At 60.0% G+C, this 13,756-nt stretch carries 11 protein-coding genes; 3 read left to right on the forward strand and 8 right to left on the reverse strand.

Translation table 11 applies throughout. The annotated features are described in order from the left end of the window. Positions 1-803: fumarylacetoacetate hydrolase family protein (locus L598_RS14645; RefSeq protein WP_144863653.1), on the forward strand; the 803-nt coding region annotated here is incomplete at its 5' end. A gap of 32 nt (positions 804-835) precedes the next feature. Here the strand turns inward: L598_RS14645 and L598_RS14650 are convergent. Then, entirely contained in the window at positions 836-1,789 is a 954-nt protein-coding gene (locus tag L598_RS14650; protein WP_144863655.1) for an AEC family transporter, read from the reverse strand. 462 nt (positions 1,790-2,251) lie between these two features. On the opposite strand from L598_RS14650, the gene L598_RS14655 reads away from it, so the two are divergent. Next, positions 2,252-3,448, forward strand: coding sequence for an ABC transporter substrate-binding protein (locus tag L598_RS14655; RefSeq protein ID WP_144863657.1), 1,197 nt, complete (start codon positions 2,252-2,254; stop codon positions 3,446-3,448). Between the two features lie 72 nt (positions 3,449-3,520). Here L598_RS14655 and L598_RS14660 read toward each other — a convergent pair whose 3' ends face one another. The 6 genes from L598_RS14660 to L598_RS14685 all read right to left on the reverse strand — a co-directional run bounded on the left by L598_RS14660 (position 3,521) and on the right by L598_RS14685 (position 10,351). Continuing rightward, a complete protein-coding gene (locus L598_RS14660) occupies positions 3,521-4,768 on the reverse strand; it encodes a Gfo/Idh/MocA family oxidoreductase (protein WP_144863659.1) in 1,248 nt (415 codons plus the stop codon). Positions 4,769-4,797: 29 nt separating this feature from the next. Then, complete coding sequence (locus L598_RS14665) at positions 4,798-5,814, reverse strand: LacI family DNA-binding transcriptional regulator (protein WP_144863661.1); 1,017 nt, start codon at positions 5,812-5,814, stop codon at positions 4,798-4,800. After that, entirely contained in the window at positions 5,811-6,773 is a 963-nt protein-coding gene (locus L598_RS14670) for an ABC transporter permease (RefSeq protein ID WP_144863663.1), read from the reverse strand. Before L598_RS14670 ends, L598_RS14665 begins: the two co-directional genes overlap by 4 nt. After that, complete coding sequence (locus L598_RS14675; protein WP_144863665.1) at positions 6,770-7,756, reverse strand: ABC transporter permease; 987 nt, start codon at positions 7,754-7,756, stop codon at positions 6,770-6,772. Before L598_RS14675 ends, L598_RS14670 begins: the two co-directional genes overlap by 4 nt. Next, entirely contained in the window at positions 7,756-9,261 is a 1,506-nt protein-coding gene (locus L598_RS14680) for a sugar ABC transporter ATP-binding protein (RefSeq protein ID WP_144863667.1), read from the reverse strand. The genes L598_RS14675 and L598_RS14680 overlap by 1 nt, the downstream gene beginning before the upstream one ends. 64 nt (positions 9,262-9,325) lie before the next feature. Beyond that, the gene (locus tag L598_RS14685; RefSeq protein WP_144863670.1) at positions 9,326-10,351 is read right to left on the reverse strand and encodes an ABC transporter substrate-binding protein; all 1,026 of its coding nucleotides are present in this window, start codon (positions 10,349-10,351) and stop codon (positions 9,326-9,328) included. A 370-nt stretch (positions 10,352-10,721) separates the two neighbouring features. On the opposite strand from L598_RS14685, the gene L598_RS14690 reads away from it, so the two are divergent. After that, complete coding sequence (locus L598_RS14690) at positions 10,722-11,414, forward strand: metallophosphoesterase family protein (RefSeq protein ID WP_246658763.1); 693 nt, start codon at positions 10,722-10,724, stop codon at positions 11,412-11,414. Here the strand turns inward: L598_RS14690 and L598_RS14695 are convergent. Next, positions 11,404-13,740 (reverse strand): polysaccharide biosynthesis tyrosine autokinase, encoded by a 2,337-nt coding sequence (locus L598_RS14695; RefSeq protein ID WP_144863674.1) that lies wholly within the window; start codon positions 13,738-13,740, stop codon positions 11,404-11,406. The two genes, L598_RS14690 and L598_RS14695, sit on opposite strands and share 11 nt — an antisense overlap. Positions 13,741-13,756: the final 16 nt, after the last annotated feature.

A 13,756-nucleotide genomic window follows, 5' to 3' on the forward strand; every position in this document is an offset into this window, starting at 1 on the left:
GGGGCGCGCCGGAAAAGGCCGACGCCATCCGGGCGGACATCGCTTCCCTGATAGGGGACGATCTTTCGCAGCTGAAGCCCGGCTCGGCGGAAGCGGCTGTCTGCAAGGAAAAGCTGATGGCGCGTGGGRTCTGGTCGCAATATCTGGAAGTCGGCATTGGCCCGGATGCGGAAATCTTCAGCAAATGCCAGCCGATGGCCTCGGTCGGCTTTGGCGCCGATGTCGGTGTGCATCCGGTCTCCAACTGGAACAATCCGGAGCCGGAAGTCGCGGTGGTGGCTTCGAGCCGCGGCCGGATTGTCGGCGCCACGCTTGGCAATGACGTCAACCTGCGCGACGTCGAGGGGCGTTCCGCGCTGCTTCTGGGCAAGGCCAAGGACAACAATGCGTCCGCCGCGCTCGGCCCCTTCATCCGCCTGTTTGACGAAAGCTTCTCTCTTTCGGACGTGAAGCGGGCCGAGGTTCGCCTGCGCGTCGAAGGCGAGGACGGGTTCTCGCTCGAAGGGGCAAGCTCGATGGCCGAGATCAGCCGTTCGCCGGAAGAGCTCGTGGCTGCCGCCATGGGGCCGCATCATCAATATCCGGACGGCATGGTGCTCTATCTCGGCACCATGTTCGTGCCTTCGAAGGATCGCGGCGAGGCCGGCAAGGGCTTCACCCACAAGAAGGGGGACATGGTCACCATCCAGACGGACAGCCTTGGGGCACTGGTCAACCGCGTGCTGCCTGCAACCGAATGCGCACCCTGGACCTACGGTGCCAGCCACCTCATGCGCGACCTCGCCACAGCTCAGATCATCTGAGGAGCGCGCTCTGCCCAAGGGCAAACCAGCCGTTACGGCAGGCTGGGCAGACGATCGAGGTAATGCAGGACCCAGATAAGGCTGGTGATGGTAAAGAATGAAGCAGTCGTTCCTGCAAGCAGGATGGCGGCGCAGATTTCGCCCTCCCCGTAGCGTTCGCCAAGCACCGCGTAGACGGTGATGACGGGAACCGATGCGAAGAGAACGGCGGCGGTAAGAAGGTCTCTATCTGAAGCGCCGACCAACATGAAAGCGACGAAAACCGCCAGCGGGTGCAGCAGGAGCTTGGCGAAGGAAACCGAAATCAGATCAAAAACCAGGCTTTTCACCCGAATGCCCACAAGCGTCCCACCGATCACGAAAAGGGCCACCGGCCCGGCCGCGGTCGCGACCATGTCAATGGCCCGGAAAACCGGCTCAGGCAGCGTCAGACCGGAAAGGGCGAACACGAGCCCAACAAAGATCGAGATCATAAACGGGTTGCGCAGCAGTCGCCTGAGCGATTGCAGGATTGCTGCCCACATTCCTCCCTTGCCCTCGCCAGCTTCGGCAAGCGTCAAGGCCAGCGGGATCATAATGATGTTCTCGACAACCATGTTCAACGCCAGGGCGACCCCGGCGATCTCACCGAGCACCATGGCGGCCACCGGATAACCTATAAACCCGCTATTGGAAACAGACCCGCCGAGAGCACGCATTGCACTGCCCGCCATGGTTTCACCGCGCAGAAAACGCGCCGTTGCGAACACCAGTGCGAACACGACCAGCGAGGCTGCGGCATAGGCGACCAGATAGTCAGCCCTTACAATTTCGCCTATGGAACGTTGGGATAACGCCTTGAAGATCAGGGCCGGCAAGGCGACGTAGAGCGCAAAAGCCCCCAGTGCGCGATTGGTGGCCTTGTCTATGATTCCGGTGCGGATTGTCAGGTAGCCGACGGCTACGATTAGGAAGATGGGGGCCGTTATGGCGGCGATCGCAAGCAAGTTACCTATCCTTCAACCTGCCGTACGGGACCGCGAGGCTTCCATGCAGTTCCAGGTAAGATCGATGACCGTATCGGCATACGACAGGTCCCGGTAAAGTGGAAGCCCGCGATGTCTTTCGGACCCGCTACGACAGCAATAGGCGCAAGACATCCCGTTGCACCGGAAGATCATTTGACTTGCTTGAAGACGCCCGATAGCGTTCGATCCAGAGCCGGGCGGAGATCTGGGCAAGACAAGGGGAACGGGAGGAAAATGGCTCGAAACGCCATTCAGTCCGACACATATCACGGCAGGAAATCCGAGGAATTTCCTGGCAGGATTTGTCGGCCCGTTCTTTGCCATCCTTTTGAAACGGGGAGCCTTCTTAATTCCCCCCGAAGTCGATCTCATACCCGGATCGAGACTTTCCGCCGCTGCCGCGCAGCCTGGATCTATGTTGAAGCCAAGGAGGAGAATTGAATGAAGAAAACCGGTTTTCTGCTGGCATCCCTTGCCGGTATATTTTTCACCACGACAGCACTGGCCGATACGGCCGTCAAGCTTGGCGTGCTCAACGATCGCTCAGGCATCTATTCCGATGTCACCGGCGAAGGTTCAGCAATTGCGGCCCGAATGGCGGTCGAGGACTTCGGTGCGGCGGAAAAGGGCATCACGGTCGAAATCGTGTCGGCCGATCATCAGAACAAACCCGATGTCGGTTCGAACATAGCGCGCCAGTGGTATGATCAGGATGGCGTTGACGTCATTCTAGATGTGCCGACCTCGTCAGTGGCATTGGCGGTAAGCGATATCACGCGCGAGAAGAACAAGATCTTCATCAATTCCGGCGGCGGTACGTCAGACCTTACCGGCAAGGCCTGCTCACCAAACACCATTCACTGGACCTACGATACCTGGCAGCTTGCACACGGTACGGGCACGGCGGTCGTGCAGAACGGTGGCAAGACATGGTTCTTCGTCACGGCTGACTATGCATTTGGTCACGCATTGGAACGCGACACAACCGCCGTAGTCGAGGCCGCTGGTGGTGAAGTCGTTGGCACGGTCCGTCATCCTTTCCCGAATACTGACTTCTCCTCGTTCCTGCTGCAGGCGCAATCTTCCGGCGCGCAGGTCATCGCATTTGCCAATGCAGGCGGTGATACAATCAATTCCATCAAGCAGGCGGCCGAGTTCGGCATCGTGCAGGGCGGGCAAAGCCTGGCTGGCCTGCTTGTCTTCATCAATGACATACATGCGCTTGGTCTTCAGGCGGCCCAAGGCCTGATGCTCACCGAAAGCTTTTATTGGGATCTCAACGACCAGACCCGCGAGTGGTCCGCCCGCTTCGAGGAGGAGGCTGGAAAGAAGCCAAACATGGTGCAGGCCGGCGTGTATGCCAGCGTGCTCCATTACCTGAAGGCCGTGGAAGCAGTCGGCGGCAAGGAGACCGAAGCGGTAATGGCGAAGATGAAGGAAATGCCCACCGACGATCCGCTTTTCGGCAAGGGCCAGATTCGCGTCGACGGCCGCAAAATCCACGATTCATACCTCTTCCGGGTGAAGTCGCCGGATCAGTCGGAGGGGCCGTGGGACTATTATGAGACAGTTGCGACCATTCCCGCGGAAGAAGGATTCCGGCCGCTGGAAGAGGGCGGCTGCTCTTTGGTGCAATAGGACACTGAACGCATGCGGCATGCCTAATGACATGTCGCATGCACCATGGGTGGGGCGGATTGACTTTACGGTTTATCCGGCCGCGCGCCGGGCCACGGGCGGAACATATGTCTCCAATTCGGGCGCCGGGAACTTGATCGTCTGGCCGATTTCAGCCGAACGATAAAGGCCCATTAGTATTTCCACCACCGCCAGGCCGTCATGGAACGTCTCCAGCGGCGTTTCACCCTTGCGGAAGCATTCCACCATGTGGCGGTTCTCATCCGTATAGCCATAGATCCCCGCTTCGTCCTCCAGCACGGGCATCAATCCCTGTTCGGCATTTTGCTTTTCGACGAGATCCTCGCCTTCGGCGCCGGTGACCGCACGCGACATGAATATCTTGAGTCCGGTGCCGAGCGAATTGAACTCCATGGCATATTCCGGCCCGAGCAATTCGAGCTGGATGCGCAGGCCGGCGCCGACATAGGCCCATGAGGTCGTCGCCTCGATCATCACCTCATTGCCTTCCTCATCAGCCAGCGTGACGGTGGCGCGTGCGAAGTCCTCGGACGGCCGCTTACGGTAGTCGACCTCGGCCCCGAAACGTGCCTTCAATTGATCAACATAGACAGGCCGGATCCATTTGAGGTTCGCTACCGTGCCGTTGACGGATTTCACCGTCAGGGAATTGCGCGGCGCGCCCGGCCTGGTCAGTAGGTGACGCGCCACCTCTACGCTATGGCACATCATGTCGGAAAGGACGCCGCCTCCCTGCTTGTCGCCTTGCCAAAACCAGGGCTCATGCGGGCCGGAATGCTCTTCCGCGGCTCGCGCGAGATACGGTCTGCCGGTGGTCGAGGCGGCCCGGCGCCAAATGATTTCCTTGCCGCGCAATACCGGAGTCGAAAAGATCTGGTTCTCGAGATAACCATGGTTGAGGCTGGCATCCTCCGCCAGCTCCAGCATCTCGCGCGCTTCGGCGATCGTTCGCGCCAACGGCTTCTCGCAAGCCACGGCGAACACTTTGGAACGCCCGGCCTTAACCTCGGCATGGAGCGCCCGCATCACGTCAAGCCGCGTGTGGTTGGGCGACAGAATCCAGATCGCATCTATATCATCGGCCTGCAAGAGCGATTCCAGAGTCTCGTGGCTACGGCATTGTCCGAGACCAAGTGCGGCGACTTCATCGGCAAAGTGGCTACGGTTCCTGGGCTTGCGGCTGTAGACCCCGGCCACCTCGACATTGCGCACACCTATCATGGATTTCAGGTGGAAATGCGCGATGAACCCGCTTCCCACGAAACCGACACGCAGCTTCTCCTTCGGAAAATCCGTCATTCCAGCAACTCCTTGTCATGCTAGGATCATCAGACCGGCGGTGGTGCCGTCGTGCCGCGGATCTTGAGTGTGGTCGGCATGACCAGCGGCCCGCTTGGTCCGTCCTTGCCGGAAATCATGGACAAGAGGATCATCATGGCCTGCCGCCCGATTTCGGCGCGCGGCTGGCTCACCGTGGTGAGCGGAGGAAAGAAGGCTTCGCTCAGATAGAGATCGTCGAAGCCGATGACGGAAATCTCTTCCGGCACCGAATGGCCCATACGACGCAGCTCATGGATCGCACCGAAAGCCATTTCGTCATTGGCAACAAAGATGGCCGTTGGCGGCACAGGCAATTCGAACAGGGCACGGCAAAGTTTCTGGCCCGTATGAAGCAGATAGTCGCCCCGCTGCTCGTAGCCTTCAGGAATCGGCAAACCGGCCGCTCCCATGGCATTCCGGTAGCCGTTGAGCCGATGCGTCGCCATCACCTCCGGCAGAGGCCCTGCTACATGCGCAATGCGGCGGTGTCCGAGCGCAATCAGATGCTGGACTGCTTCCCTTGCGGCTGCCTCATTGTCGATCTGCACATGCGGAAAGTGGGAGCCCGGAATGGTTTCCAATGCGACTACCACCGGCAGGTTCTCAGGCAATTCATACAGATCGTCCTCTCTGGAAGGCAGCTTGCCGGTGATCAGAATCATCCCGTCGGCATGGCCGTCCCGCAGCATGTCGAAATATTCCGTTTCGCGGCCCGGGTCGTTTTCCGTATTGCCCATGAGCACAGCGTAACCGGCTGCGCGCGCGGCTGCTTCGACACCCTTCATCACGTCGAGATAGAATGGGTTGCCGATATCCCGCACGACCATCAGCACGGCCATCGCCTTTCGGGTGCGCAAATTGCGGGCGCTGACATTCGGCCGATAATTCATCGCACGCGCCGCCTCACGGACGCGCGAGAGGGTCGGCTCAGCCACGAGACCGGAATCGGAGAGAGCGCGTGAAACGGTCGCCGGGGAAACGCCCAGGCTTTCCGCGATATCCTTGATTCTCGGCCGGCCGCTCATGCCCGCATCGCCCGGCCTCGGCCGTAGAAAAGCATCAGGACAAGGAGCGTTGCACCGAACACCATTTGACGGCCGGATTCGTCGATATTGATCGTGGTGAGAATGCTTTGCAGCACGACGAGCAGCACCGCGCCGGCCATGGTCCCGGTATAGCCACCCTTGCCGCCGGCCAGTGGCGTGCCGCCGAATACGACCGCAATGATCGATGGCAGCATATATTGCTCGCCGACATTGGCGAAGGAAGACCCCGAATAGCCCAATAGGCAGATGCCGGCGATCGCGGCGAACACGCCCGAGAGCGCGAAGAGCGACACCCTCACTGTCCTGATCGGGACTCCCGCCATGAAGGCAGCACGTTCATTGGAGCCGATCGCATAGATGCGGTGGCCGAAAACGGTGCGCTGCAGCAGGAACGCCATCAGCAGTCCAACGGCGATCCAGAGCCAGATGATGCCCGGCAGGCCGAAAAGGAAGGGTTGGGTCACGAATTGCGACAGGCTGGGCGCCGCGCGGCCGGAGGGGATGCCCTGCCGTACGACCACCAGAAGCCCTTGCAACACACCCAGCATGCCAAGGGTCATCACCAGCGGCGGGATGCGCAGTAGCGTGATCCCCAGTCCATTCAGAATGCCGAAGAGCGCACCGGTCGCCACGCAGGCCAGAATGGCGAGCGGGATACCGGCATCGGAACCACTCATCAGATTGCCGGCGATGAGCGCGGAAAGCGAAACGACCCCGCCGACCGAAAGATCTATACCCTCCCGCCCGCCGAGAATGACGAGGTTCTGTCCCGCCGCCACAATGCCGAGCAGGGCGGCGACGATGAGGAGACGCAGTATCTGCCTTCCCGAGGCGAAGCCGGGGGACAGGATCTCACCCAAAAGCAAAAGCGCCAGGATAAGGACCAGCGCAACGACAAGCGGCTGCCTGATGAATGCCAGAGCAGGACCGCCTGTCATCGCCGCGCCCTCCGGCCGATCATCACGCCGGCCATCAGGGCGAGAAGGATCGCGACGCCCTGGACGAGATTCTGCCATTGTGAGGGCACGCCCATGAAATAGACCAGCGAATTAATAAGGCCGATGATGAGCGCGCCGATGAGCGATCCGACCACGGTTCCGAAGCCACCGGAAAGAGCGGTCCCGCCAAGCACCACAGCCGCGACGCTGAAGAGCGTCATCTTGCCGCCTACCAGCGGATCACCGCTCGCTGTGTCGCCGGTGATGCAAAAGGCGGCAAGCGCGGCGAAAAGACCGCAAAGCACATAACCACGGATACGGATCGCGGTGACTGGTAGACCGCTCTGGAAAGCCGCCTGTGCGTCATCCCCCACAGCCAGCAGACGCGTGACGAGGCGCGTGCACGCGAGGAGATAAAGAACAGTGGCCAGCACCGCCACGGCGTAGAAAACGAAGGGCACCTCGAAGAAGCGTCCGCCGTAAGTTCGCCAGAATGCAGCCGGCGCGGGCATCCCCGCAACGGGAAGCACATAAAGCGCAAGACCGGTGAAGAAGATGCTGGTGGCGAAGGTTGCAACGATCGCCTGCAGGCGCAAACCAGCCACCACGAAGCCATTGATGATGCCACAGGCAAATCCCGCAAGGATGCCGACACCCATTGCCGCGAGCACCATGAATGGACCGCCGCCCCATTGCTCCATCAGAACGATGATGACGACATTGACGAGAGAAACGATGGCACCGGCGGACAGGTCGATATCACCGGCAAAGACGACATAGGTCTGGGCGACCGCCAGCAGCATCAGCGCCAGGTAAGTCTTTACCAGGCCCGTTATGCCGACGAGGCTGACACTGCGCGGCTGATAGATACCGTTAAGCGCCAGCAGCACCACGAGAATGGCAAGCGCCGGCAAGAAGGGATAGCGCTCGACAAGACGCTTTAGGCCGCTGCCGGCCGATTGCTGGGTGGCCGCCGTTGTCACTACGCAGCCTCGTAAGCTGCTTGGTAGAGATTGTAGCGCGTGCGCTCGCTGCCGGTCAGGTCGCGGCTGACGGAGCCTCCGTTGAAGACCAGAATGCGGTCGGCATTGTTGAGCAGTTCGGCGTCTTCCGAGGAATAAAGCACGATGCCCATGCCTTCCTTCGCAAGCTTGCGAATGAGCGTGAAAAGATCGGCCTTGGCGGACAGGTCGATGCCCTTCGTCGGGTCATCGAGCAGCAGCACATCCGGACGGTCGATCAGCCAACGCGCGATGACGATCTTTTGCTGATTGCCGCCCGAGAGCGAATTGATCGGATGCGAGAAGCCGGCGAATTTCGTATGCAGCGCCTCCACGGCCGGCTTGGCTTTTTCGCGCAGGCTGGCGGGGCTCGCAAGCAGCAGACGATCACGCAGATAATGGATCGGCATCAGATTCTCGAGAATCGGCCGGCCTTGAATAATGCCTTCTCGCCCCCGATCCCCTGACACATAGGCCAAGCCGTTGCGGATCGCCGCGCGCGGATTGCCGGTTGTGATCGTTCTGCCGTCGAGGACGATTTCCCCGCTCGTGACCGGAGAGGCTCCGAATATCGCCCGCAGAACCGACGATTGTCCTTGCCCGTGCAAGCCGCCGAAACCTACGATTTCTCCACGCGCGACATCAAAGCTGATATTCGCAAAACCCTTGCCCGAGAACCCCCTCACCGAAAGCAATGTATCGCGTGAGGCCGGAGAGGAGGTTGCCGGTGCCTCGGTCGGTGGTGCAAGCTCATCCTCGTTGCCGACCATGAGGCGGATCACAGAAGCGGAATCGGTTGCCGCAATAGCGGATGTCGCGACCGTTTCGCCGTCGCGTATCACTGTCACCCGGTCGCCAATGGCGAAAATCTCGTCCATGCGATGCGAGATGAAGACGATGCTGCGCCCTTCCGACTTGAGGCGGCGCAGAATATCGAAAAAGCGTTCGACCTGGGCCCTGTCCAGCGCCGAAGTTGGCTCGTCGAAAATAAGTACCGGCGCCTCGCTCGCCAACGCTTTCATGATCTCTACGAGTTGCCGCTGGTCAGCGCGTAAACCTTCAACGACGGTGGCGGCTGAGAAGCCATCCCCCGCTACGCCGTCGAAAAGGGCTATATAATGCTGCGCGCGCTCGGTAAGCGCCTCCCGATCGATGAAGATGCCGGCCTTCATTGGCAAATCGGCGAGGCAAATATTCTCAGCGACGGTACGGTGCGCGGCGAGACTGAGCTCCTGATAGAAGATGCCTATTCCGAGCGCACGGGCCGCGCGCGGACCAGAGACGTCTACGGGCTTGCCGTCCAGCAGCACTTCACCACCATCTGGACGAACGCTGCCGGCAACGATCTTGCAAAGCGTGCTCTTGCCGGAACCGTTCGAACCGATGAGGACATGAACCTCTCCGCTCTCGATCTCCAGGTCGCCGCGCCGCAGGGCCTGCGTCGCGCCGTAAGCCTTGCTAACGCCGATGAGCTTCAGCTTGGACATGGAAGAGCTCTCGTCACGCAACCCCGGGGTAGGGGCTTGCCTAACCCCGGATTTGCGACCTGTCCTAGTTGAAGAGCGCCTCGGCCTCTTCGATCGAAAGCTGGCTGGTGTAGGAGTAATAGCCGGGTTTCCCTTCCACCGCCTTGGCCACTTCCTCTAGATTGGAAGAATCGATGAAGGGGATCGGCAGATACATGGCATTGCCATACTGACCGGCAGTCGCGGGCTCCTTCAACTCCCTGCCCTGCAGCATCAGGACGGCGACATTGAGCGCACTTGCCATGACGCCGGGAGGATTGACCGATGCGCCGGAATTCAGCTTATGCTCCGACCACAGATCGATGAAGTCTTTGCGGATCTCGCCGGTAGCCGCGATGTCACCCGTCTTGCCCGCATCCATGATCGACTTCCAGGCGCCGGCGGCCATGCCGTCCTGCACCCAGACGCCGTTGATGTCGGGATAGGTGGCGAGGAGGTTCTGCATGGCCTGCTGGCCCTGCGCTTGATCCCAGTTCGCATTCACCTCGTTGACGACCTTTATGTCGGGATATTCGGCAAAGACTTCCTTGTATCCGGCTACGCGCATCTCGTTGGCCGGATGGCCCGCGACGCCGTTGATGGCGACGACATTGCCCTTGCCACCGAGCGTCTCGGCGAGCCACTTCGCACCGGCAGSACCCCAYGCCTTTTGGTCAATGCCGACATAGATCGCATCGGTCGAGGAAACCTCGGCGTCCGTGGAAATCACCAGGATGCCGGCTTCTTTCGCCTGGGCAAAAACAGGGTCGAATGCCGTTGGGCTGTTCGGATTGATGATGATTGCGTCGACGCCCTCATTGATGAAGTTGCGGACATGGGCGATCTGGCCTGGTACGTCGACATTGGCGCTCTGCACCACCACCTCGATATTGTGGCCCTTCTCTTTCCACGCCTCGGCGGCCGCCTGCGCCTCCTCGATCATCTGCGTGCGCCATTCGGAGCCGACCCAGCCGTTCGAAAGTCCGATCTTGAAGTCGTCAGCGCTGGCGGAGAAAGCCGAAACGGCCAACACCGCGGCGGTCGACATGGCAATTACGGTTCGTTTTTTCATGCGTTCCTCCCAGAGACAAGTTTGTGCGAATGATTGTAAAACGACAATGAAATCGATTTCAATCCAGATTCTTCGCCGGACGATCTCCTCCATCTTGCGAAGGAAGGGCAGCCATTGATCCATGCTGTTTCACGTCGCTGGCTGCAGGTCTTTTCCGCCCTGGAACCGGCGCATGTTTCCTAAGCGCCGCTTCCGGTCTATTGCTCTGAGAATTCGGCCAACTGGCCGATAGCAATGAATTCCGCTTGCTGGGTCAGCCGACCCATTCCAGGCTTCGGGAAAGCTGATGAAGTTTCTTTCCAGCGTCTTTCGCACAGGACATTCGGCCGGTCGAAACCGACGCGCGCGCCTGGAGCTTCGCAGCACGGAAATGGCCATCTATGCAGTTGGCGACGTGCATGGCTGCCTGGATCAATTGCTTTCGCTTGAGCGCAAGATTCTGGCCGATGCGGCCGAAATTCCTGGTCCAAAGCTCATCATCATGCTCGGCGACTATATCGACCGAGGTCCTGCATCCGCCCAGGTCATCGACCATTTGGCCGCGGAACCTCCCGAAGGCTTCGACCGCATCTGCCTTGCCGGCAACCATGAAGTCATGATGCTTGACTATCTGGAGAGGCGGGAAAGCCGAGCACGCTGGCTGAGCCTCGGAGCCGATGCCACTCTTGCTTCCTACGGCATCGATCATCGGCGCTTGCGTGAGCTTTACAGGAACGGCGAGGGAATCGATGAGATGATCCGCGAGACGGTTCCTGCCGCGCATGCAGCCTTCCTGCGTTCGCTGCCGGTTCTCGTCTCCGCACCGGGCTTTCTTTTCGTCCATGCCGGAATCCGGCCGGGCGTGGAGCTTGCCGACCAGAAGGACGAAGATCTCGTCTCCATACGCTCGGAATTCTACGCCAAGGCTCACCTGATCGACAGGCTGGTTGTTCACGGCCACACGCCCGTGGAAAGACCCATGCTCGAAGGAAAACGCCTCAACATCGATACCGGCGCTTATTTCAGCGGCCGGTTGACAGCGGTGCGATTCTGGCAGTGCCAAGCCCGCATTCTCATGACATAGGCTTTTGCGGTGTCGGCACGCCCGCCTGTGGCTGATCGCCGTAATAGGCAGCATAATGGTCGAGATAGTTCTCTGCACCCCCGAAATCCGCATAGCGGGGAAGTTTCTTCATATCGGTCTTGTTGAGCACAACTCCGAGCACCTTTGCCGCAATACGGCGCTCAGCCTGCATCGTCGTGCGAACCAGAGCCCGTGGCGTTTCTCCCCATTCGGAAACCAGGATAAAACCGTCCGCCAAAGGCTCGAAAGCCTTCGCGTCGATAACCGGACCGAGCGGCGGCAGATCAACGATGATATAGTGGAAGAGCTGCCGGGCATCTTCGACCAGATCGTGCATGCCCGGACTGGCTAGCAACTCGCTGGTATGGGAAATGCGCCCCCGGGTGGCCGGGAGGATCGCGAGCTTGGTGCTGCGGTCGACACGCACGGAGCTTTGCCAGCGCTCACCGATAATCGCCTCTACCAGACCCTTGCCGGATGAGACCGACAATTCACGGCTTAGGCCGGGATTGCGCAAATCTGCGTCGATCAGCAGCGTCTTGGCCCCACCGGCGGCCAGAAGGGCAGCGAAATTCGCTGCAGTCGTGGTCTTGCCTTCTCGCGGCAGTACGGAAACGAAGCCGAGCACTTTGCATGGCCTGTCCTGCAGCACGACATCGGCAGAAAGCCGGGCATTTCTCAATGTCTCGGCAAAGGGCGAGGCAGGCTGGTCGATGGCCGCGCGCAGTATGGGCGGCGTAACGACCACGGGAGTCTCGCCGGAACCCGCGGTGTCCGCGGTCTGTAGCTGGGGGACCAGAGCCGAGCGCTCAAGCTTCGGCAGATAGCCCAGGAACTTGAATCCGAGCGATGACCGAACGTCTTCGCCCGTTCTGAAAAAGCGTTCCCGAAACTCCTGCAGGGCCGCCACGCCGGCGCCGGCAAAAAGGCCGAGGACAAGCGAGAAAGCCAAAGTAAGGGATTTTCTCGGGCTGGAAGGGGAAATCGGATTTGCTGCTGCCGAGATGACGCGTGCTTTGGCAATCGGCAGCGATTGCAATTGCGAGGCTTCCTCGTAACGCGAAAGATAGTTCTGATAGAGCGTGGAAAGCGCGGTCGCCTTCTGCTCCAGCTCACGCAATTTGACCAGAGATTGACCTGTCTCGGAGCTCTCTCCCTTCATGAGTCCAAGATTGGCGCGTAAGGATTCCTCGCGGGAACGCGCCACTTCATATTCATTCCGATAGGTCTCGGTAAGCTGCTCGAGTTCTCGGTAGATCTGTTGCTCGATGTCGGCCTTCTCACGGCGTAGAGCGACAGCCTGGGCATGATCTTCGCCAAAACGCTCCGAAATATCGCGTTCGCGGGTGGAGATGCTGAGATAGCGCGCCTTTAAATCCGTCAGGAGTTGGCTATTCGGCTGATCGGACGGGATGGTGGCATTGCGGACTGCGTTTTCGGCACCGCTTTCTATGATGGATTTGAACTGATTATACCGTGCACGGGCGTTGGCCGTCTCGGCCTGCGCAAGGATAAGCTGGCTGTTGAGATCCGTAAGCTGCTGCTCCGAGATCAGTTTGCCGCTGGCCGCCGTCAGTCCGTGCTCCGCACGATAGCGCTCGACTTCCAGGGCAGCGGCCTGGGAGCTCTGACGTAATTCATCGAGCCTGTCCTGCAGCCATACCGTCGCGCGCTGGGTTGCATCGAAATTGGCATCGAGCTGGTCCGAGAGATAAGCTTCCGCGTAGGTCCGGGCGATCGTGCCGGCGAGAACCGGATCATTTGCCCTGACGGTCAGTTCGATGACGAAGCTGCGGCCGACCCTCTCTGCGTTGACGGCTTGCTGAAGCAGCGCTGCTGCTTTCCCGAGTTTGGCTTCCTCGGGAGAAAGAGGAGTTTGCGAAGGAGGTGATGGAGCCAGAAATGCGATGACTCCCCTTACCTGAGCCTTCAGCCAGCTCAGCGGCGAGCGGGGTGGGTTCAGAAACGCCTCGTTCTCGTTCAGTTTGGCGGCAATCGCCACGGAACGCGCGAGGCGCTCCGACTGCATTATCTCGACCTCGCTCAACACCATCGCATCGGCCTGGCTGCTGGACAGCGACGGCGACTGCTCCTGTACGAATTTGGCGAGCTCCTCATCAATCAGCACGCGCGTGGCGGCCGTATATGTGGGTGGCGTCACCAAAAGATAGACGATGCCCAGAACCAGCCCTGCCGCAGCGAACAGCGCTATCAGACCTGCCCGACGCCAAGCGATGGCGGCCAGCCGTTCCAGATCGATATATTGCTCGTCCGCCTCGGAGCTTTTGTAGATGCTGCTCTCCAGCGGATGGCTTCTCTGATGCATCTTGCCTCATTCCACC

It is taken from the genome of Mesorhizobium sp. J18, from assembly GCF_007829525.1.
Classification (GTDB): Bacteria; Pseudomonadota; Alphaproteobacteria; order Rhizobiales; family Rhizobiaceae; genus VLJP01.

Excerpts from the sequence above, each read along its gene's own strand:
- L598_RS14690 (WP_246658763.1), top strand. The coding sequence starts at position 10,722 with ATGGCCATCTATGCAGTTGGCGACGTGCATGGCTGCCTGGATCAATTG.
- L598_RS14660 (WP_144863659.1), bottom strand. The coding sequence starts at position 4,768 with ATGACGGATTTTCCGAAGGAGAAGCTGCGTGTCGGTTTCGTGGGAAGC.
- L598_RS14655 (WP_144863657.1), top strand. The coding sequence starts at position 2,252 with ATGAAGAAAACCGGTTTTCTGCTGGCATCCCTTGCCGGTATATTTTTC.
- L598_RS14680 (WP_144863667.1), bottom strand. The coding sequence starts at position 9,261 with ATGTCCAAGCTGAAGCTCATCGGCGTTAGCAAGGCTTACGGCGCGACG.
- L598_RS14665 (WP_144863661.1), bottom strand. The coding sequence starts at position 5,814 with ATGAGCGGCCGGCCGAGAATCAAGGATATCGCGGAAAGCCTGGGCGTT.
- L598_RS14695 (WP_144863674.1), bottom strand. The coding sequence starts at position 13,740 with ATGCATCAGAGAAGCCATCCGCTGGAGAGCAGCATCTACAAAAGCTCC.
- L598_RS14670 (WP_144863663.1), bottom strand. The coding sequence starts at position 6,773 with ATGACAGGCGGTCCTGCTCTGGCATTCATCAGGCAGCCGCTTGTCGTT.